We start from the raw sequence: 21,993 nt of genomic DNA on the forward strand, positions 1-21,993 counted from the left end.
ATAACTTGCCATTGTGAATCTATACAGATAATTTTATAATAAGAAGAACAATAAAAATAGTAGGTGATTTAGAAGTGAAATTCCTTCATGATTTCATGAACATGAAAAGTAACGGAGAAAAAATGACAATGCTTACAGCGTACGACTACCCAAGCGCGAAGCAGGCAGAGCAGGCTGGAATAGAGACGATTCTTGTCGGAGACTCTCTCGGCATGACCGTCCTTGGCTATGAAAGCACCGTCCAGGTGACGATGCAGGACATGAAACACCACGCGAAAGCCGTACGCAGAGGCGCAAGAGATACCTTTATGGTCGTAGATATGCCCTTTGGAACAGTTGGTGTAGATGATAAAACAGATATGGAAAATGCAGTGGAATTATATCAAGAAACAAATGCGAATGCATTGAAAATGGAAGGAGCTCATACTGCTCCCTTAATCAAAAGATGCACCCAAAGCGGCATCCCGGTCGTTGCTCATCTCGGACTGACGCCGCAGAGCTTCGGTATCACCGGCTATAAGCTTCAGGCAGCATCCAAAGAAGCAGCTGAGGAGCTTATTGCAGATGCCAAGCTGATGGAACAAAGCGGAGCCGTGATGCTGGTATTAGAAGCTATCCCAAGTGACCTGGCAGCGACCATCACAAAAACGTTATCCATTCCAGTTATCGGCATTGGCGCCGGGGCAGATACAGATGGACAGGTCCTTGTTTATCATGATGTGTTAAACTATGGCGTCGACCGCAAACCAAAATTTGTGAAGCGTTATGGAGACTTTACAACAGGTGTAGATGCATTAAAAGCTTATCATGAAGAAGTAAAAGCAGGATTGTTCCCTTCCCCTGAATTTACGTATAAGAAACAAATTATGGATGAGGTAGACGCATGACGCAACGAATTACAACAATACAAGAAATGAACGCTATCATACGAACATTAAAAAAAGAACAAAAGCAAATCGGTCTGGTACCTACAATGGGCGCCCTACATGATGGCCATTTAACGATGGTAAAAACCTCGTTGGAAAACAATGATGTCACCGTCGTCAGTGTATTTGTAAACCCGCTTCAATTTGGTCCGAATGAAGATTTTGATGCCTATCCCAGAGATATCGAGAGTGACCAGGCAAAACTAGAACCGCTTAGTGTTGATTATGTATTTTATCCAAGTGTAGAGGAGATGTATCCGGACCCGCTGGCTATTTCCTTAAAGGTAAACCGCATGGCTGAAGTGCTGGAAGGAGCAAATCGTCCAGGACATTTCGACGGCGTTGTAACGGTCGTCAATAAGCTGTTCAATATCATTCGTCCCGATTTCGCTTATTTTGGTAAAAAGGATGCCCAGCAGCTTGCCATTATTGAAAAAATGGTTGCCGACTTTAATCACCCCATCGAAGTTATCGGTATTGATACGATACGGGAAGCAGACGGTCTTGCCAAAAGCTCCCGCAATGTCTATTTAACCGAACAGGAACGAAAAGAGGCCGTTCACTTATACCAAAGCTTAATCAAAGCAAAAGAATTGTATGACACCGGCGAAAGAAACAGCGCGGTTTTGATTAATACCATCCAAGCCCATCTAACCAAAAACACTTCTGGGAATGTAGAGGATATTGCTGTCTACAGTTACCCGGAGTTAGTGGAGCAGCCGCAAATCACCGGTCAGATTTTTATATCCCTGGCTGTGAAATTTTCCAAAGCCAGATTGATTGATAACATTATTTTAAAAGGAGACAACCATGATTAGAACAATGATGAATGGCAAGATTCACCGCGCACGCGTGACCGAAGCCAACTTAAATTATGTCGGCAGCATCACGATTGATGCCGACATTTTAGATGCTGTTGATATCCTGCCAAATGAAAAAGTGGCTATTGTAAACAATAACAATGGGGCACGCTTGGAGACCTATGTCATTGCCGGCGAACGCGGGAGCGGAAAAATTTGCTTGAACGGTGCAGCAGCCCGGCTCGTACAGATTGATGATGTGATTATTATTATCTCTTATGTGCAGTTAGATCAGGATGAAGTAAAAACACATACACCTAAAGTGGCTGTGATGAATGAGAAGAATGAAATTGTGGAATTGATTGAAGAGAAGGAAAATCAGCTGGTTTTATAATTGCTGCTTTGAAGGATTTGCCGATTGGTAAGTCCTTTTTTTGCAGTTACTTCACATTTCCCAGAGTCCTCTAGAATCTACACAAATTAGTCATTTTATTTTCCTTCACAGGCAGGAATTATATTGTAAAATAGAAGTAATCTCTTATGAAAAAACGTATTGGCTGCTTTTCTTGGCAGCATTTCATTTAAAGCTGAAGTAGGTGTTATGATGAAAAAAGCATTTTTTGTCAGCTGCGGATCCTTATCACTGGGACTGGGTATCATCGGTATAATTTTACCCCTATTACCTACGACACCATTTTTATTATTATCTGCAGCATGTTACGCGAAAAGCTCAGAAAGATTATATCATTGGCTGCTTGAAAATAAATATTTTGGCTCTTATATCAAAAATTACCGTGCAGGAAAAGGCATCCCATTAAAAGTAAAAATCACTGCTGTATCGGTTTTATGGTTATCCTTATCCTTTACCATCGTTTTTGTTGTTCCACTCGTTGCCGTAAAAATCCTGCTTGCACTGATTGGAGCCTTCTTTACAGGATTTATCCTGAAACAAAAAACACTTCAAAAGCATGCTGTCTAGAAATGGCGTACCTGTTGCCATAAAGGATGGCATGCTGTTTGTATTTGGAGGTGACAGACAGTATGACATTTTATGAAATACTCGTATTTATACATATCTTTTCTGCCATTTTAGGGATGGGACCTGGTTTTGTGATGACGCCAATTGCTAAAAAGGCTTCTAACATGACAGAACTGCGGCATGCGTATGCCCTCCGTAACAAATTGCATCAATTCGTCATGATTGGCGGTACCTTGTTACTCGTTACCGGATTATGGATGGGGTTTTTAAATACATACCTCTTTCAGCAAGGATGGTTTTGGATCAGCCTCATTCTTTTTTTACTTGCTCTCGTGTCTGGTCCGACGGTATTAGTTTCCAGCTCTAAGCCGATTAAGGCATTGTTGAAGGAGCATAAAGGAGAAGACATTCCAGCAGAATACTTCATTTTGTCTAAACGGCTATTTTTCTATGAGCATCTTATCAATACGCTGTTTTTAATTATTATTGCATTGATGATTACCAAGCCTTTTTGAGTTTTATGGAAAAAGGGTTATTTTTCTATCTGACTGGGATTCCCCCAGTCTTTTTTCATGTTTGAAAAAGGAAAGATGCAGGGTACTTTTATATAAAAGGCGGTATATAGTGGGAAAAAGTATAAAGATAACTATATCCGCTGTCATTTTAATTGGAATCATCGGCGCCATTTATTATTTCTTTTACTACACTCCAAACATGACAATGGATGAAGTCATTTATGAAGAAAGCATCGACAGTAATGAAGACGGTCTGGATATGGAAGCAGGATGGTTTGATTAAAAACTTTAAAGCCATGGGGCATAACCGTATTGCTTTAAATATGTATAACATCGAAAGAAGAAAATAATCTTAAATACTTCTTTTGATTGGGTTTGTATATATTAATAAAGGGAAGTAAATAAAAAGGATTAATTTAAAGAGGGAACATGTATCGCCTATTTAAGGACGCTTGCAAAAATATTATGCGGTGCAATCATAGGATTTACATTACTTCTCATCTATCATTGGTTGACTGACCTGGCGCTTGCTCTTCAAGACACAGTAACGACCGGGATTATTGCTATAGTTTTAATTTCTATTATAGGAATAATTTATACATTTATAAAAAATAAAGTTACTGATTAGCTTTTTTCATGAATTTCCCAATAGTTAATGTAAATGAATAAAAATTTAATTTTAAGACTGTAAACCCCAACTCTATTTACACCTATTCTTTTTAAATCACCAACTATTAAATTTTCATGAATTAAGAAGGAACTGCTACACAATCGGTTACCCTGATTATGCAAAAGCCCCTTCTTCTAAAAATAATTCTACAGTCGCTTTAACAATTCCGCCGGTTCCACCAGTTACAATAGCAATTTTCCCATCTAGTTTACCACTCATTCAGATCCCTCCATAAAATGATTCCTATCGTTTCACCGTAACACTTCACAAATATTCCTACAAATAGAAAGGGTTCTACCAGCTTCATCTTGAATGAAATGCAATCAATTTACAGAGAATAATTAGAGGGTATACAATAAAAATAGGAAAACATTTAACTTCTTGGACAAAGTTATAACGAATCACTTGAATAGGAGAGGATTTCACATGAAGTCTACTTCAGAAAATAAATTACAAGGAAGCAACAATCGCTCCTTTCTGCTCTATTTCATCATAACGGGATTTATCACCACCATCTTATCTTTCTTTTTCATGGGGAGAGCTATTGCTGAGGGAGATAATGATTATTTTGGCCTGAATTTCTTTTTACTCATTGCTGTCTGGGGTTTGGGAGCCATTTTATACTATTTATTTAAAATTAAAAGAGTCGGCCTCTTTATTTCAATCCTTCCCATTGTTTTTTATATATGCAGGTTTATACTCTCTTTTTTCATATAAAGTGAAACTGCAATCAGCGGGGTTTTCTTTTCATCCCCCACTGCGATAAAATATACCGTCGACTTTATAAAGGAAAAGCAGCGTACTCTCTATTGGGAGTACGCTGTTTTTCCACAATACTTCTTCTTAAAACAATTCCTGAGAAGATACAGATAAGTGAAGAAGGTTTTATTCTATATTCCTAGCCCTTCACTTGCTTGTTCTCTCTCCGCTTTTCCCGTTCAGATAAAATATACGCACATGCCGCATCTCCAGAGATATTAAGAGATGTTCGCAGCATATCAAGAATACGGTCGATACCAATAATTAATGCGATACCCTCCACAGGCAGACCGACCTGATTCAGCACCATGGCCAGCATGATCAAACCAACTCCCGGCACACCAGCCGTACCGACACTTGCTAAGGTAGCAACAAGCACGACCATTAAAAGATCAATCATCGTAAGCGGCAAATCATATACCTGGGCAATAAATACGGTCGCAACAGCCTGCATAATTGCCGTACCATCCATATTAATGGTTGCTCCCAGCGGCTGGACAAAGCTGCTGATTTCTTTTTTTACACCAAGATTTTCTTGTGCAGCTTTCAACGATACAGGAAGCGTTGCATTGGAACTGGCTGTGCTAAATGCTACTGTCATCGCAGGAAAGAAGCCTTTATAGAATGTAATTGGATTCCTTCGCCCCAAGAACCAGATAGCCAGAGAGTAAATAAGCAACGCATGTAGAAGCAGCCCTGCAATAACGGTTAACATATAACTTAACATGGAATCAACTGCATCCAGTCCGGCACCGCCAATTGCTGATGCAATAAGCGCAAAAGCACCATATGGAGCAAATCGCATTACCAGCATAACAAGCCAGCCTAAAATATCGTTTGCTTGTTCAAATAAGTTAAAAATACCTTTTGTCTTTTCATTTAAATAAGCTAAGGCCACCCCGATAAACACGGCAAAGGCAATAATTTGCAGCATCTCCCCAGCAGACATAGCCGCTATCGGATTAGCCGGAATGATACTAACTAATGTTTCCATAATCGGCGGTGCCTCGCTCGGTGTAAAGTCACCCAGGTTAGATGTTTCAAATATACCCGTTCTCCCTGGCTTTACCAGGTAAGCTAATGCTAAACCGATACTGATGGCAAACGCCGTAGTTGTTAAAAAGAAAGTAATCGTAAAAACACCGATTCTCCCCAATTTTGCCGGCTCGCCAAGACCTGCCGTCCCCAAAACAATGGACACAAATACCAACGGGACAACCAGCATCATAATGAGATTAATAAATATTTGACCAACCGGGTCCAGCACATATCTGTCCAAAGGACCAAAAAAACTTTCAGGAGCAAATGTCAGAGCCATCCCGGCCACGGCACCAGCTACTAATGCGATAAGTATATTTCTGGTTAGGTTGTTAGCTTTCATCATCAGACACCCTCTCTAATCAAATTGAACTCCACAAAAAAGAAAGCGCTACCATAAAATAAAAAGCTAAATGATTCCATTTAAAGCCTATCACCTGAAACGGTCGCTGCCAGATTCAACTAATAACTACATAAAGTATTAAAATTTGTTTCCATATAACCCAAAAAATGTAGCCCCACTCTAGATGACGAGTGTTTCTACATTTTATGAATATCTTATGTCATATATTCCGGTTCTAATCATTAACATTTAGGAAATGCTTATCTGCTCTCTAATGGTTTTTATTAATATAAAACATTAACCAATCTGATTCACGAGTTTTTTAAATTATTCAGCTTATACTGGATTGTTACTACTAAACTCCAGTTCCCCCCCAAAAAAACTACTTAAACCGAATCACATAAGCATCCAGAAATATCCGGGCCAGCACCTGCAGCGGCAGACGCGAACGCACCTCATAGTCCGGGAAAAAGCTCTGCTTCGACTTATAGCCCAGCAAATTAATATCACATAACTGAAACAGACTGCTTTCCTTATTTGTCGTCAGCAAAATCGTTTTTACATTATTTCGCTTGCAAAATTGTGCCGCTTCTACTAATTCTTCTGTTTCCCCATTTAGCGATACAAAGATAACTAAATCATCACGCGTAAACTTTTTCGATTTAATACGAATAATATTCGGGTCGGTATGCTCTTCACAATGCTTTTCCAGCAGCTGCAGCTTTACCGCCATCTCATTGGAGATATGCTCCGAGAAGCCTCTGGCAAATATCGTAATTTTTTTACTATATTTCACTGCAACTAAAGCATCTTCGATAATGGAGGAATCCAGATAATTAATGGTATTCGTTACTTCCTCCTGATTCTTGAAAATAGCAGATTGGATTTGAGAATCAATATTTTTTATTTTCTCCAATGCTCCCGGGAATTGCTGTGACTTCTCAGAAACAAATTGAAATTTAAAATCTGTAAACCCCCGATAGTGGAGTTTTTTCATGCATCGGACAATCGTGGATGTGGAAACATTTGCTTTCTCACTTAACTGGGTGATGGAAATCTCCCCCATTGTCGCATGATGTGATTCAATATAATCCAATAAATGCTTGTCACTGCTGCTTAATTCATTGTAATAATGCTGAATCCGCTGTTGGAAATTCACGCTTAACACCCGCCCTTTTCGAATATCCTTTTGAAATCTTTTTCATCTATTTTCTAACTATACCACATATAATGCAAACATTTTCATTTCATGACGTGTCATACTTTAAGTAAGGAAGGATGATGAACCATGATTTATACATGCACGTTAAATACAGCGATTGACATGTTCATCGAAATGGAAGATTTTCTTCCGGATAAGGTGAACCGAAGCATATACGATGAATTCCAGCCAAATGGCAAAGGAGTCAATATATCCATTATTTTAAAAAAGCTTGGCGTCCCCTCGACAGCTATCGGTTATATAGCAGGGTTCAGCGGGCATTATATTCAGGATGAACTAAACCAAATGAATATCGACACTGATTTTACGGAAGTTGATGGTGTCACAAGAATTAATGCATTTGTAAAATCCAATCAGGGTGAGTACAAAATTGTTAATGGCGGTCCGGAAATTACAGATGTAAAAATTGATGAATTAATAACTAAAATTGCCAGATTTACAAAGGATGACGTGTTATTTGTGTCAGGCAGCCTGCCGAAAGGCGTAAATCCATCCATTCTGGTTTCCATCGCAAAGCATGCTTCTGATATTGGATTTCGATTGATTTTAGATATAAGTCATCCGATCTTAAGTGAATTAGTTCACTACCGGCCTTACTTGATCAAACCGAATGACGAAGAGCTGCAAGCCCTGTTTCCAGAGGAGGAACTCGAATCAGAACAAGCAATATTGAGAGCAGCTCAAAAATTAGTAGATCAAGGCTGTCAAAATATATTAGTTTCTCTGGGAGGCGAAGGTGCTTACTTTGTTAATAAAGACACAATGCTCTACTGTCCAGCACCAAAAGGGGATGTCGTGAACACCGCCTGCTCTGGCGATACGATGCTGGCTGCCTTTTACAGCACCTTACAGACCAGTTCCCCCGAAGCAGCATTGAAAAAAGCTGTAGCGGCAGGTTCTTCAACGGCTTTCCGCTCTGGATTAACCGATTTTGAGGATGTCGATCAATTGATGCAAAACTTAAAAGTACAAGTAGTAACCATTTAAAAGAAAGGATGAACATCATGACATATCGTTTTTTAGGCGTTACTGGCTGTCCAACAGGAATTGCGCATACGTTTATGGCTGCGGAAGCACTTGAAAAAACAGCAGCAGAAAAAGGCGTTTCCATCAAAGTCGAAACACATGGACAAAGAGGAACAGAAAATCAGTTTACTGCTCAAGAAATCAAAGACGCAGAAGTCATTATTATTGCTGCAGATAAAAACGTGGATATCGACCGTTTTCATGGCAAAAAAGTAATCAATGTTTCCGTTTCAAAAGGTATTAAAAACCCTGAGGAATTAATAGATAGAGCTATATCGGGGAATGTAGCGGTCTATAAAGGTTCGGGTGAAGCGGCGCAATCGAATGACGACAGCAATCAAGAATCAGCCAGCATATGGCATCAGCTTTATGTACATCTGATGAATGGTGTCAGCCATATGCTTCCTTTAGTTGTTGCCGGCGGGGTGATGATTGCTGTTTCCTTTATGTTTGGAATTTATTCAGCTGACCCTGAATCGTCTCAATATAATGTTATTGCCGAACAAATGAATACCATCGGCGGATTAGCAATGGGATTGATGGTTCCTGTTTTAAGTGCTTATATTGCACAATCCATCGGTAATCGACCCGGCCTTATTATTGGTTTTATTGTCGGTATGATTGCTGATACAAACGGCACCGGATTTTTAGGAGGAATTGTTGGCGGCTTCTTAGCTGGAGGCCTTGTTTTACTGCTTATGAAAGCACTAAAGAACCTGCCAAAATCATTAGATGGTTTAAAAGCTATTTTTTTAATTCCGGTTCTCGGTATCTTTATCGGCGGATTTGCGATGTGGTATCTGTCTGTTCCGATGGAGGCAATCAACCAGGGAATGATGGACTTCCTAAGCAGTTTCCAGGATTCTAACCCGATCTTATTAGGGTTGATTGTAGGTATTATGAGTGCATTTGATATGGGCGGCCCCGTCAACAAAGCGGCCTATGTAACAGGTACAGCACTTCTGGCACAAGGTAATTTCTTATTTATGGCAGGTGTTTCTGCGGCGTGTATCGTTCCGCCGCTCGCAACCGGATTCTCGGTATTATTTGCGAGACGCAGCTATAACCAGGCAGAAGCAAGTGCCGGCTATGTCAACTTTCTATTAGGTTCAACGCATATTACAGAAGGCGCGATACCTTTTGCAGCAAAACGTCCGTTTACCATTATCCCAATTATCATGGTAGGTTCTTCTATCGCTGCCATGCTGACGTATATGTTTAAAGTAGAAGTCCCTGCACCGCATGGCGGATTTATCGTTCTGCCTGTGGTCACTCATGCCTTCTTATGGGTCTTGGCAATTCTGATTGGTGCGGTGATTTCCGGATTCTTAATGGCATTAGAACAAAAAAGACATCAACGAAAAAGCAATCCTGAGCAAGCGGCTGCGCCAGTACAACAAGAAACACCTGCGCCACGTGAACAGGGGGAGCTTTTAGAAACAAACCAAATTCATCTGCAGCAAAAGCTTCACTCAAAAGAGGAGGTTCTGGCGTTTATAGCAGATAAAGCTGCAGCATTAAATATTGCAACAGATGCAGAAAAAGTAGCAAGCGGTCTGCAAAAAAGAGAAGCAGAAGGCTCGACAGGTATGGAAAACGGAATCGCTATTCCTCATGTGAAAAGTGAAGTAATCCAACAAGCAAAATTAATGGTCGTTCAATTGACAGAAGGCATTGATTGGCCTGCAATGGACGGAAAACCAACAGACTTTGTTATCAGTATTCTCGTACCAGATGGAAGCAGCAACGAACATTTAGATATCTTATCGGCTCTTTCCAGAAAACTGATGAATCAAGATTTTATTAACCAGCTAAAAGCTTCTCAATCCGAAGCGGAGATAAAAGAATTATTACTTGGAGGCGTTAAAAAATGAAAAATTTAAAAAAACTCATAAATGATCAGGGGATTATTTCTGCACTTGCTATTGACCAGCGTGGTGCACTAAGAAGAATGATGGGCGAGGATATTTCCGGCGAGCAGATTTCAGCCTTCAAACAGATTGTTTCTGAAGAACTGACTCCTTACGCTTCTTCTATCCTGCTTGACCCTGAATATGGATTAGCAGCAGCAAGGAAAAGAGATGAAAATTGCGGATTAATATTGGCTTATGAACAAACAGGCTACGACAAACAAGAGCCTGGACGTTTTCCGGATTTAATTCCGAATTGCTCTGTCAAAAACCTGAAAGCTGCAGGCGCTGACGCAATTAAATTATTGATCTATGTGGATGTAGATGAAAGTAAAGAAATCAATGAAGCTAAAGAAGCTTTTGTAGAACGCGTCGGCAGTGAATGTGTCGCAGAGGAGATTCCATTTTTCTTAGAAATTCTTACCTATGATGATTCGATTGGCAATGAAAAGGGATTGGAATTTGCTAAAGTAAAACCGAAAAAAGTGATTGAAGCAATGAAACGCTATAGCGAGTCAAGATTTAACGTGGATGTGTTAAAAGTAGAGGTTCCTGTCAATATGAACTTTGTGGAAGGCTATGCAGAAGGAGATACAGCTCAAACCCAAGCGGAAGCAAAAGCTGTTTTCAAAGAACAGTCAGAAGCGACCAGCCTGCCATTCATCTTTTTAAGTGCAGGCGTTACACCGGAATTATTCCAGGAAACATTGCGTTTTGCCAAAGAAGCGGAATCTGCCTTTAACGGTGTTCTATGCGGCAGAGCAACTTGGAGCGGCGCAACATCTGAATTCAAAAACGTGGATGGAGAAGCTGCTGCGAAATGGCTGCAGACAGAAGGCATTAAAAATATTCAGGAACTGGATAAAGTGGTTCAAGAAACAGCTACATCTATTTCCTAACAAAGGTAGAAAAAGCTCAGTGTGCACACTGGGTTTTTTCGTCATATCCTTTCTGCTTCTTATTGATAGTATGTTATTATTCAGTTTGTTGCATGCTACTAACGATGGAACGATATTATCGCACGTGTTAAACGGATCATTTTGATTTTTGAACTTCCTATTATAAGGAGCGGAATCCATGCCTAAAAAATACATTATTATCAGCAGCATCCTTGCTGTTATCATCATTATCCTGCTTGCACTTATTTTCTTCTTTAAAATATCCTTTACTTCCCTGCCAACAAATCTGCCCGTTGTTTTAACAGAAGTTCTGACCACGGAAGGGGAACGGAGACATGTTGATTCGATTCGTCTTACAAAATCGGACTCCAGTCACTTAGATAGCGATGAGCCTGTACAATCAGAGAATGAGAAAGAAATTGTATTGGATCAATCAAATGATATCACCCGAATGCTGATTGAAGATGTCCATATTTATCAGGGCGGACGGATTACAAGCGACAGCCCGGAATATACCGCAGAAATGAACCTGTCTGATGGAGATACGCTCTATCTATACCTCTCCAATGAATACATACGGGTTGTTCCGTCAGATCAGGAAGGAAGGCTATACAAAGTATTGGATACGGAAAATGCTGTTTATGCCTATTTTCACGCTTTCTTTGAAGAAGACGAAGGCTAGTTTGCTCGGCTGCGGCATAATCGATGTCTTCTTTTCTGTGACCAGTCTTATTGAATATATCGAATGAAGGTCCCTGCATAAGCAAATAATGATATGTTTATACAGGTTTCCCCTCTTTGTACGAGGTAATTATAATATTATTTTAATTACCTCGTACACCATTACTTGCAGAAAAAACAAATATATTACCCTTCATTTAATTGATAATATTTTCTTTTCTTCTTTCCTTGCACCAGCATATTGGAGAATAGACCCAGACCTAAAAACAAGAACGAACCCACGATATAAACCAATCTAATGTCCATCATTTCAGCTGCTATTCCAATAATTAATGTCAACAATATAATACATGCCGCTTCGATTAGTCCAAAAATCGTTGAAAAACGCCCCATAATCTCTACAGGAATATTATTTTGATAAAAGGTCAGGAAGCCCGTGTTGGCAAAAGAAAGCGCAAATGTCAGCAGGAAGAAACCGATTGCTGCTGTTGTAAAATCTGTTGAGAAAGCAAAAAACAAATAACCAGCGGGCGTACCTATTACCCCTAGCCCCATCAGCATATTAATTTTTAAGTACTTCGCAAACATTGCATTTATCAAAGAACCAGCTATAATCCCTGCGCCCGCAATACTAACTAAAAAGCCATAGGTGCTTTCATCCAACAATAGCACCTCTATTGCAAAAGCTGCCTCTAACGAGTCCAGCCCTGTCATAAAAACTGTTACGCCCCCAAACAGAATATAAATCAAGGTAATATATTTGTGATTGCCGCTATATGCAAGAATCTTCTTCCAATCCTGGATGACAGAATGGATATCGATTCTATCACTTATTTTTCCCTGTTCATGCAAATTGGGAAGGAAAAGGATTATCATGGCAGAAATACATAATGCAGCAGCATTTATAAATATAGCAAAGGAAGGACTGCCGACCATAAACAATGCCCCTGCAATCGACGGTCCTAAAATAAACCCGCAGGAATTAATAAAGTTACGAAGGGCATTGAACCGCTGACGGTCTCCTTTTGGAACCAATTTGGTCATGTAGACAATAGAGGCCGGCTCAAACACCGCACTGGCTACATTAATTCCAAATACCAACACATAGATGAGCAATAAGGAATCTAAAAAAGGAAGTATACCTATAAGGCCTGCCCGAAATACATCTAATCCGATTATCATGTTCTTTTGATTCCAACGGTCAATCATGGTACCGGCCCAAAAATTGGTGAACATTGCTGCCAACGGTATCAAAATATATAACACAGAAACCGCAAGCGGAGAGCCCGTCATTTCCAAAACAATTAAATTTAATGCAATCAGGTATATCCATGCTCCCAGATTAGATACACCAATTCCCGTTAACAATAATGAGGTGTTTTTCCACCTTTCCCAAGTCCCTTCCATTCCATCTCTCCTTTTTTAAGCTTTTTTATAAAATAAAAAAAGCCCGCGCCCTCAAAGTTATCTCAACTTTGAGGACGGGACTTCTTATATCACAGAAGATCGTGGTGCCACCTCATTCTGTTTCTGCATCGCTGCAGAAACCTCCATAAGCAACAGCAAATCATTGCTTTTCTCGATAACGGGAGCACCGGCACATCATCATATAACAATCCAATGTGCAGCTACGAGGCTTGCTTCAATATAGTTCCGCATCCTCCTTTTCAGCTTCCGGAGTTCTCTGTTATGCTTCCCTTATATTTACTCTTCTCTTCAACGCTTTTGATAGGATGTATGTCGAGTTTAGAAATATTATACATGGTTCCATAAAAATGACAAGTGTTATTTTATCACAGAGAAGAACAAAAACTCCGACTGAACGAAGTTTCGTTTCAAACTTCTATTTCCGAAATATTATAAAACTATTGACTTAAATTGTGTAATGGCTCACTGTTTAAGTATAGAATGATTCGTATACTACTTTAAAGGATGTGTTAAAAATGACAGCAAATCATGGAAAAGTAAATCGCGTTGTATTGATTGGAGCCGGGTCTGTCGGTGTCAGTTATGCATTTTCACTTATAAACCAGGGTATTACAGAGGAATTAGCTATTATTGATTTATTCGCAGATAAAGCGCTTGGAGATGTGTGGGATCTCAACCACGGGAAAGCGTTCGCCCCATCTCCAACCAATGTTTGGCTGGGAGAATATCAAGACTGTAAAGATGCAGATATTGTTTGTATTTGTGCAGGAGCAAACCAAAAACCGGGTGAAACACGCTTAGACCTCGTTGAAAAAAACATGAAGATATTTAAAGGGATTGTGGATGATGTGATGGAGAGCGGCTTCGACGGTATTTTCCTCATTGCAACCAATCCTGTAGATGTCTTAACGCAAGCAGTTATTGAATTCAGCGGTTTCCCTGCTCACCGTGTTGTCGGAAGCGGAACAACCTTAGACTCTTCCCGTCTTCGTTATAAGCTTGGAGAGTATTTCGATATTTCTCCGAAAGCAGTTCATGCCTATATTGTCGGTGAACACGGGGATACAGAGCTCCCGCTTTGGAGCAGAGTAACCATTGGTCCTGTTCCCCTGCAAACGTATTTAGATAATCATGACGATTATAACGCAGAAGACCTTGACCAGATTTTTGTAGAGGTTCGGGATGCAGCTTATCACATTATTGAGAAAAAAGGCGCTACCTTCTATGGTATTGCCATGAGCTTAGCACGAATTACCGAAGCCATTCTAAGAAACGAAAATATCGTGTTGACAACAAGCAGTTATTTACAAGGTCAATATGGTGCAGAAGACGTATGCATCGGTGTTCCATCTATCATTAACCGTTCTGGCATCCGTGAAATTATTGAAGTGCCAATGAATGAAGAAGAACAGGAAAAATTTGCTCATAGTGTTCAAACGTTGAAATCTATTTATGAGCCTGCGATTAAGCGCATATAAAGTTTAAAAAACGTAATGTGAGAAAGGTTTTCCCGCCTCACATTACGTTTTTTATTTACTCATCATCTACATCAGCAACAACAGTTTGCTGATAATCAATTAAAATAACAGAACGTACTCCAGCTTCTTCCGCGTCCCCTTTTTCAATCGGGCTGACATAATGCGAAACTGCCGAATCCTCCACACCATAAGATTCCAAAGGCTTGGTAATCTCAAAAATCTCTATCACATCATCCTGATTGACTGTATCAAACGTTTCTCCTGCCGCTTTAGGAATACCAATAGCGTTCGTACCGCCTTTGACATTTTCTCTTTTAATTAAATGGGCAAAGGTAAATGGTTCTCCGTCCTGATGAAAGCAGTTCGGGGAAGAAACAGCCTTATCCGTATCATTTTGTACGTACAGCTTTACAAAATGTACGCCGGCATGAATCGGCATAATCCGGTCTTCTTCCTTCCAAAACGTTTCATGATAATCAAACAGAATAATTTTTTCCAATAGCTTATTATTCTGTATTTCCTTATCTATACAAGGGAATTCCCGATAGGAACCCGGATATTCCGGATTAAATTTCCCTTGGAAGTACGCAGAGTATTCCTCCCCATCCTTCGTCAGCGTTGGCAGCCATTCAATCTGACCAGAAGTTGGCAATACCAAAGCGCGTGAATATCTTCTATAACGATTTAAGTCTTTTGCATATTCATCGATAGGCAGATCCTCGAAATAATCCAATAAAGCTTGGTAATCTGCTTCTATTCCTTCATAGTCTAATTGCTGCATTAAATCATACCGCGCATAGCCATTCTTTTTTAAATTGCTCATCTATATTACTCCTTTTATCTTCATCGGTTTGCTTAAAAAATGGGATCCAAGTTATTATTTTAGATGATTTGAGTTGAAAAGACAAATGGAGCAAGGGGTATGTAGATGATGTAACCATATTAGCAATTACCGAATCGGTACTGCAGAAATCTCTTTTCAAACTTAGCGTTTGTTAAATGAAACCAAAAAGCGAAAAACCCCACAGATTGAAACTAGTTTGTGAGGTCTTGTCAGCATTAAAATCATAATTCACTTAGCATTACTGCGGTTTTTCTAGCGGATGAGTGGTAGGCAGCCATAGCTACTTCCAAAGCTCTTAATCCATCTTCTCCTGTAATAAATGGATCTTTGTTTTCTTTGACAGCCTGGATAAAATTCTCTATCAATCCCTCATCCATATCATCTCCCCAGAAATTCCATTTAACGCCCTCTGAACTATATACATCCAGCTTCTGGGCAAAAGCATCCACAGAGAGCGTTCCTTTCGTTCCTATTATTTCTAAGGTAACGTCTCCCCAAGTTGGATAATCCTTATTACGAGACCAGCTGCAATCCAATGTCGCAAACATACCGTTATCAAATTCCATGGTTAACAGCCCAGTATCATCTATCTCCCCCTCGGATAGTTTATCATCTATTTCAGCGTATACCTCTGTTACTTCTGCGTTAGTAAACCAACGAATAAGGTCGACTACATGAACAGTATGATCGATAACTGCCCCTCCGCCAGATTTCTCTTTCTGCACAAACCATCCTCCAGGATTAGTCCCTCTATTTGTACCTTTAACAGCAATAATATTCCCTAAATCCCCCGTGTCTATCGTTTGTTTCGCATTTTGCACAGGTTTATTAAACCTTACCGGAAATGCAGTTTGTAAAATCACGCCTTTTTCCCGGCAAATCTTAATCATTTCTTCCGCATCCTTCACATTAGAAGACAAAGGTTTTTCGCATAGTACATGCTTATCATGATTCGCTGCAGCTTTGACGTGTTCAAAATGCTTTTGATTCTCTGATGTAATAATCACAGCATCAATCGGTTCCTTTAATAAGTCATGATAATCCGAAAAATATTTGGTATTAAACTGTTCCGCTGCGTCTTTCCCTCTCACTTCCTCTTCATCAGCAATACCATGTAACTCTATCTCCGGCAAATTGTTTAAAGCATTTGCATAGCTATACGCATGTCCATGAGCAAAACTAATAATACCTACCTTCATTTTACCCCCTCCAAACTGGAAAATTGTTTAAGATAAACCGGCTCTCCCGACTCAATCGATTGTAAAGCAGCTAATGAAATCTCTAGCGCTTTATAGGCGTCTTCTGCGGTCACTCTCGCTTCCTTTCCTTCTTTAATACAAGAAATAAAATGCTCTATTTCAAGATAATATGGACTATACTGCGTTGGACTGGACGGAACCGCTACCCCTACAACCTCATCAACTGATGCGCTTTTTTCTACTACGACAGGGCTCACCGAAGTACTATCATGTTGAATTATCCCTTCCTTCCCTGCAATTTCTAACTTCGTATGGAAGTTCTGATGTGCCCAGGTACCTTCTACATGAGCAATTACTCCGTTTTCAAATCGAAGTGTGACTAAGGAATATTCTAATTTCCCAGCCGCTCTTCCTCTGCTTGTTTTTGCATATACACGCTCTACTTCTCCAAAGCACCATCTTAAAAAATCAAAATCATGAATAACTGTGTCTAAAATCAAACCTCCGCTTTTAATAAAGTTTGCATACCAGTCATTAGAGGCATTTGGAAATGCTCCTCCTCTCGTTGTTCTTGCAATTACCGGCTGGCCTATTTTTTGTGAATCTACTACTTCTTTCGCCTGTACATATTCTGGAAAAAAGCGTACCACATGGCCTACGAATAAGCGAACTCCCTGCTGTTCACAGAAATCGATCATCTCTCTGGCATCAGCCAGATGGCGGGCCAAAGGCTTCTCGCAAATAACGTGAAATTTATCTCTCGCCGCTTGCAAGACTGTCTCTTTGTGTAAAGGAGTAGGCAAACAAACAGATACGACATCAATATCCACAATCTGCTGCTTCGCTTCTTCATAAGAAGAAAATGCTTTAGTCCCACACTTGTCAACCAATTGAGCAGCCTTTTCAAAATTCACATCAACAATTCCACATAATGTTACATCTTTCATTTCTGTATAAGCAGCAGCGTGGGCATTTCCCATTGTCCCTGCACCTAAAACTAAAATATTCATTTTTGTGCACCTCTTTCTATTAATTATCTTCTAACGCCTTGTAAAGCAATTCCTGAAACTAGATGTTTCTGTAAAAGAACAAACATAATCAGCATCGGAATAGTAGATAGTACAGCACTCGCCATCAGCAATGGATAATCCGTCGAATATTGCCCCTGAAATGCTGCAATACCTACTGACAGCATTCTCGTTTCTTCTGAATTCGTCATAACTAAAGGCCAAAGAAAATCATTCCAAGAAGCGAGGACCGTAAATATACCTAATGCAATTAATCCTGGTGTCGCGTTCGGCAAAATAATGCGCCAATAGATTCCAAAAAAGGAACACCCATCAATCGTTGCCGCCTCATCCAGCTCTTTCGGTATTCCTAAGAAAAATTGTCTTAACAGGAAGACGCCGAATGCGCTGAACATACCAGGAACAATCAAAGCATAAAAGGTGTCAATCCAGCCCAGAGACGTTAAAATTCCGTAGTTTGGAATTAGAATAATTTGCATTGGCACCATCAAAACAGATAGGACTACAATAAATATGACATTTTTTCCCGGAAAATCCATTCTTGCAAAGGCAAATGCAGCCAATGAGCACAAAATTAACTGTCCCAATGTTCTTCCTAAGGTGACCATCAGCGTATTAAAGTAATATCTCATCATATCGATACTTGCAAAAACGTCAAGGTAATTCTCTACTAGCCACTCTTCAGGAAAAATGGTAATCGGCACTTGCATTGCTTCTCCAAATGATTTTAGAGAAGTTAACACCATCCAAAGAAATGGTGTTACCATAATCACTGCACCAATAATCAGCACCAAATGAATCAACCACTTCTTATTCATACGCTTCCTCCTTATTATCCGTCATAATGCACCCATTTCTTTTGGAACGCGAACTGGAAAATAGTAATGAGTAGTATCATTAAAAACAGCAAAAATGCTTGTGCAGAAGCATAGCCCATTTGCGAATACTCAAACCCTGACTCATAAACTCCATATACAAGTGTACGCAATGGTTCTAATAAGACATGGCTGTCGCCGATCATGATGAATATCAGATCAAACACTTGTAAAGAGCTGATTATTCCAGTGATAAACACGAAGAACAATGTCGGTGTTAACAGAGGAATGGTTATCGTAAATAATTGTTTTAATTTTGAAGCGCCATCCATTTCGGCAGCTTCATAATAGGTTTCTGAAATCCCCTGCAAACCTGCCAGGATTAAAATAATGTTGTTTCCTACTGTCATCCAAACATACACAACAATAACCGATATTAACGCAATATTAGGATTGAACAGCCATGCAGGCTGCGGTAAATGGAGTAAGCCTAGTATATAATTAAGCAATCCATAATCTGTGTTGTATAACCACTTCCAGACCATCCCAACAGCAACCGGCATCGTTACCACCGGCAGAAAATAAAGGGTTCTATAGACGATCATTCCTTTAATCTTTTGATTCAGCAATATGGCAATCCCCGTGGCCAGCATCACCGCTAACGGCACGGAAACCAGCGTAAATACGAGTGTGTTAACCATGCTTCTGATAAAAGAATCTGTTTGAACCAGCCTTATCAGGTTGTCCAAACCAATAAACTCGGGAGGGTTAATCCCATTCCAGCTAGTGAAAGACAAGCCAAAAGAAGCAAGAGCCGGCATCAAATAAAATAGGAAGAGCCCTAGTACAACAGGAGCGATAAATAGATAAGCCCACATCGCTTCCTTACGCTTACGCCTGCTTCTTTTCGGTTTCATAAGCACGTTTGAATCACTCATTCATTAGAAACTCCCTTCTTACAGAAAGATTTTTATTCATTTATCTGTTCTGATTCCAAGATGATATCCATCTCTCTGGCAACATTGTCCAAAGCTTCCTTCATTGATTTATAGCCCAAAAATGCTCCTTGAATTTCTGCCTGCTCAATATCCTGCCACTGTATTGTGTTTTGGGAGACAGGGTAGGGAAATGAAACTTCCTGTGCGTCGATAAATACCTGTAAATCCAATTCAGGCATGGAATCTACCCATAAATCACTCATGGATTCCTGAGCTGGGATACTAAAGCCTGATTCAGCAATAAACTGATTCCCTTTTTCGCCAGTCAAATGCTTGATTAAATCCCAAGCCAATTCTTCTTCCTCGGTGTCCCCATTCATAGCCCAGCCAATCCCATGTGCAATAGAGCCCTCTTCCTTTCCTGCCGGTAATGGAGCTACTCCTAAATCATCCCCAAGCTCACTGTAAAACATCTCCGCGTTCACAGAGATTTCAGGATGCATTGCTATCATTCCTGACATAAACATATCGCGGGGATGGTTTTCAATTTGTGTCTGTACAGATGGTGAAATCCCCTTATCTATCAAATCCTGTGTAAAAGTAAGCGCTTCTTGCGCTTCTGGTGAATTAAAACCTGAATGGGTCTTGTCTTCATCAATCATGTAGCCGCCAGCCTGTGGAATTAAGTTATAATAGCCAGCCTGGTTACTTACAACATAGGCTGTATATCCATAAACTCCCTCCTCCCGATCAGCCAAGATATCTCCCTTTTCTTCAATATCCTCCCATGTCCAGGTTTCATCCGGATATTCCAAACCAGCCTCATCAAATAGTCTTTTATTATAAAACAAACCTACAATATCCGAGAAATATGGTGCAGCGTATAAGTGATCTTCATGAGAATATAAATCTATCATAGAATCGAAATAGGCATCCTTGGAAAAATCACTATCTTCTTCAATAAATGGCTCCAAATCTTTGATTAGCCCATAAGAGGCATATTCAGAAAAATTAGGTCCATTCATCCAAAAGACATCTGGTCCGCTCCCTCCCCCTATACTGGTTCGTAATTTCGTGAAATAGTTGGCATAAGGTGTATAGGTTACGTTCACCTCAACATCTGGATGCTCCTTATTAAATTCTTCAATAGAGGCATCCACTGCACCGCTTATGTTTTCATCCCACAAGGCTACTTCCAGCGTTTTTTTACTGCCGCCTTCTGTATCATTTCCACAACCTGTTAAGATACCGACTAATGTAATCATTAGAAATATGGTGCATACTCTTTTCCCCATTCTATCTCCTCCAAAAGGGTTTAATAATGTTTTGCCAGGAATATAATGAGCCACAACTTGTTTGACAGCATTTTCAAATCACAGCCTTCGACAGAAAAAAATGAATGTCCTCCTTCATAGCAAATTCACACGCTTTCGTGAAGCGCTTTCAAAATCTTTTAACATGGTGACAGCCTCTATTGATTATCACTTCGATAAAACAGAATTACTTATTCAGCTTCCTGTTTTAGTGATTGGAATTACATTGTCTGTTTTTTGAGATTCATTAGCCGCCAGAGTTGCCTCTAAAGTTTTCAAGCCATTCGTATAATCTGATAGAATGTTTTCTGTCCTTCCAGTCAAAATCGCTTCAATAAACGCATTATCTTGTTCTTCATAGAAATCAACTTCTGAACTATAGGTGATTACATTCTCCTCTTCAAAGATAGTAAGCTTTGTTCCATCAATCATTACGCGAAAATTCTTCCCTAATAATTCTACGCCCATACGATGGTCCTTTTGAGTGAAGGAACAGTCTAAATGTCCAATAGCACCATTTTCGAATGTAAAGTTGACGGAACTCACATCTGGAATATCAATATCCTCAATATCCTCTGATACTCTTAATGCCATATTGGCATAAACCTTCTTAAAATCTCCGTTTAAGTAACGAATAAGGTCCACGATATGCGTAGCCTGCTCTACCAATTGTCCTCCTGACTTTGACATCGTACGGTACCAGGGAGTTTCCACAAAAGAAGATAGGTAATACCCGCGTACCATAGCTATTTCTTTACCTGCTAAATATTCTTTGGCCTTCTGCACAGTATCCAAGTATCGTAAGCAATAACCAGTAGCGCAAATAACACCTGATTTCCGAATAACCTCCTGTTTCGCGTACACCTCTTTCATATTTAGCCCGACAGGTTTCTCAACCATTAAATGAATTCCTTTTCTCACTATTTTTTGCTCCAAGTCTTTGTGGGCAAATGGTGGAACACAAAGGAAAACAACATCCAGCGTTTCTTTTTCTAACATATCATCCGTATCCGTATAAGCTCTTGCTCCTATTTCTTCAGCTGCCCTAACTGCATTTACTTCGGCAATATCACAGACTGAAATAATATCTACACTTTTGTGCTTTTTCAAAATATTTAAATGAGTAGCTGCAACTCCTCCTATTCCAATAAACCCTGCTTTTAATTTCTTTATTTTCATCTC

The 21,993-nt window shown here is 39.8% G+C and carries 21 protein-coding genes and 1 other annotated feature; of the genes, 11 read left to right on the forward strand and 10 right to left on the reverse strand.

Going from position 1 to position 21,993, the window contains the following annotated elements:
* Window positions 1–74 precede the first annotated feature (74 nt).
* The 6 genes from panB (at window position 75) to MKY45_RS21855 (ending at window position 3,503) form a co-directional block, all read left to right on the forward strand.
* Window positions 75–887, forward strand: a complete 813-nt coding sequence (gene panB, locus MKY45_RS21830; RefSeq protein ID WP_042529042.1) for a 3-methyl-2-oxobutanoate hydroxymethyltransferase — start codon at window positions 75–77, stop codon at window positions 885–887.
* Window positions 884–1,744, forward strand: a complete 861-nt coding sequence (gene panC / locus MKY45_RS21835; protein ID WP_341173396.1) for a pantoate--beta-alanine ligase — start codon at window positions 884–886, stop codon at window positions 1,742–1,744. The genes panB and panC overlap by 4 nt, the downstream gene beginning before the upstream one ends.
* Complete coding sequence (gene panD, locus MKY45_RS21840) at window positions 1,737–2,120, forward strand: aspartate 1-decarboxylase (protein WP_193064459.1); 384 nt, start codon at window positions 1,737–1,739, stop codon at window positions 2,118–2,120. The genes panC and panD overlap by 8 nt, the downstream gene beginning before the upstream one ends.
* A 207-nt stretch (window positions 2,121–2,327) precedes the next feature.
* A complete protein-coding gene (locus tag MKY45_RS21845; protein WP_341173397.1) occupies window positions 2,328–2,705 on the forward strand; it encodes a YbaN family protein in 378 nt (125 codons plus the stop codon).
* A gap of 62 nt (window positions 2,706–2,767) precedes the next feature.
* Window positions 2,768–3,220, forward strand: coding sequence for a DUF2269 family protein (locus MKY45_RS21850; RefSeq protein WP_042529036.1), 453 nt, complete (start codon window positions 2,768–2,770; stop codon window positions 3,218–3,220).
* 109 nt (window positions 3,221–3,329) lie between these two features.
* Window positions 3,330–3,503 carry a hypothetical protein gene (locus MKY45_RS21855; RefSeq protein ID WP_256705306.1) on the forward strand — a complete coding sequence of 58 codons (174 nt, stop codon included), beginning with the start codon at window positions 3,330–3,332 and terminating at the stop codon, window positions 3,501–3,503.
* Window positions 3,504–4,788: 1,285 nt separating this feature from the next.
* On the opposite strand, the gene MKY45_RS21860 is transcribed toward MKY45_RS21855, so the two are convergent.
* Both MKY45_RS21860 and MKY45_RS21865 read right to left on the reverse strand, forming a co-directional pair.
* Window positions 4,789–6,033, reverse strand: coding sequence for a dicarboxylate/amino acid:cation symporter (locus MKY45_RS21860; RefSeq protein WP_246529034.1), 1,245 nt, complete (start codon window positions 6,031–6,033; stop codon window positions 4,789–4,791).
* A 379-nt stretch (window positions 6,034–6,412) separates the two neighbouring features.
* Window positions 6,413–7,189: a MurR/RpiR family transcriptional regulator gene (locus MKY45_RS21865; protein ID WP_042529032.1), complete on the reverse strand. Its 777-nt coding sequence runs from the start codon at window positions 7,187–7,189 to the stop codon at window positions 6,413–6,415.
* A gap of 129 nt (window positions 7,190–7,318) precedes the next feature.
* Between MKY45_RS21865 and pfkB the strand changes: the two genes are divergently transcribed.
* The 4 genes from pfkB to MKY45_RS21885 all read left to right on the forward strand — a co-directional run bounded on the left by pfkB (window position 7,319) and on the right by MKY45_RS21885 (window position 11,769).
* The gene (pfkB, locus tag MKY45_RS21870) at window positions 7,319–8,239 is read left to right on the forward strand and encodes a 1-phosphofructokinase (RefSeq protein ID WP_341173398.1); all 921 of its coding nucleotides are present in this window, start codon (window positions 7,319–7,321) and stop codon (window positions 8,237–8,239) included.
* A gap of 17 nt (window positions 8,240–8,256) precedes the next feature.
* Entirely contained in the window at window positions 8,257–10,152 is a 1,896-nt protein-coding gene (locus tag MKY45_RS21875) for a fructose-specific PTS transporter subunit EIIC (RefSeq protein ID WP_341173399.1), read from the forward strand.
* Entirely contained in the window at window positions 10,149–11,087 is a 939-nt protein-coding gene (gene lacD / locus MKY45_RS21880) for a tagatose-bisphosphate aldolase (RefSeq protein WP_042529025.1), read from the forward strand. Before MKY45_RS21875 ends, lacD begins: the two co-directional genes overlap by 4 nt.
* Window positions 11,088–11,265: 178 nt before the next feature.
* A complete protein-coding gene (locus MKY45_RS21885) occupies window positions 11,266–11,769 on the forward strand; it encodes a hypothetical protein (RefSeq protein ID WP_042529022.1) in 504 nt (167 codons plus the stop codon).
* Between the two features lie 185 nt (window positions 11,770–11,954).
* Here MKY45_RS21885 and MKY45_RS21890 read toward each other — a convergent pair whose 3' ends face one another.
* Window positions 11,955–13,175 (reverse strand): MFS transporter, encoded by a 1,221-nt coding sequence (locus MKY45_RS21890; RefSeq protein ID WP_289584496.1) that lies wholly within the window; start codon window positions 13,173–13,175, stop codon window positions 11,955–11,957.
* A 67-nt stretch (window positions 13,176–13,242) separates the two neighbouring features.
* Window positions 13,243–13,497, reverse strand: a binding site (T-box leader).
* Window positions 13,498–13,711: 214 nt separating this feature from the next.
* Between MKY45_RS21890 and MKY45_RS21895 the strand changes: the two genes are divergently transcribed.
* Window positions 13,712–14,674, forward strand: a complete 963-nt coding sequence (locus tag MKY45_RS21895) for an L-lactate dehydrogenase (RefSeq protein ID WP_332094059.1) — start codon at window positions 13,712–13,714, stop codon at window positions 14,672–14,674.
* 55 nt (window positions 14,675–14,729) lie between these two features.
* Here the strand turns inward: MKY45_RS21895 and MKY45_RS21900 are convergent, their stop codons facing one another.
* The 7 genes from MKY45_RS21900 to MKY45_RS21930 all read right to left on the reverse strand — a co-directional run bounded on the left by MKY45_RS21900 (window position 14,730) and on the right by MKY45_RS21930 (window position 21,990).
* Window positions 14,730–15,497, reverse strand: coding sequence for a 2OG-Fe dioxygenase family protein (locus MKY45_RS21900; protein WP_341173400.1), 768 nt, complete (start codon window positions 15,495–15,497; stop codon window positions 14,730–14,732).
* Window positions 15,498–15,739: 242 nt separating this feature from the next.
* A complete protein-coding gene (locus MKY45_RS21905) occupies window positions 15,740–16,717 on the reverse strand; it encodes a Gfo/Idh/MocA family protein (protein WP_341173401.1) in 978 nt (325 codons plus the stop codon).
* Entirely contained in the window at window positions 16,714–17,727 is a 1,014-nt protein-coding gene (locus MKY45_RS21910) for a Gfo/Idh/MocA family protein (RefSeq protein ID WP_256705314.1), read from the reverse strand. The genes MKY45_RS21905 and MKY45_RS21910 overlap by 4 nt, the downstream gene beginning before the upstream one ends.
* A 23-nt stretch (window positions 17,728–17,750) precedes the next feature.
* Entirely contained in the window at window positions 17,751–18,563 is an 813-nt protein-coding gene (locus MKY45_RS21915) for a carbohydrate ABC transporter permease (RefSeq protein WP_042529005.1), read from the reverse strand.
* 14 nt (window positions 18,564–18,577) lie between these two features.
* Window positions 18,578–19,498 (reverse strand): carbohydrate ABC transporter permease, encoded by a 921-nt coding sequence (locus tag MKY45_RS21920; protein ID WP_256705315.1) that lies wholly within the window; start codon window positions 19,496–19,498, stop codon window positions 18,578–18,580.
* Window positions 19,499–19,530: 32 nt separating this feature from the next.
* Window positions 19,531–20,793, reverse strand: coding sequence for an ABC transporter substrate-binding protein (locus MKY45_RS21925; RefSeq protein WP_256705316.1), 1,263 nt, complete (start codon window positions 20,791–20,793; stop codon window positions 19,531–19,533).
* A 213-nt stretch (window positions 20,794–21,006) separates the two neighbouring features.
* A complete protein-coding gene (locus tag MKY45_RS21930) occupies window positions 21,007–21,990 on the reverse strand; it encodes a Gfo/Idh/MocA family protein (protein ID WP_256705317.1) in 984 nt (327 codons plus the stop codon).
* Window positions 21,991–21,993: the final 3 nt, after the last annotated feature.

The organism is Oceanobacillus sp. FSL K6-0251 (genome assembly GCF_038004725.1).
In the GTDB taxonomy this organism is placed as follows: domain Bacteria; phylum Bacillota; class Bacilli; order Bacillales; family Amphibacillaceae; genus Oceanobacillus; species Oceanobacillus oncorhynchi.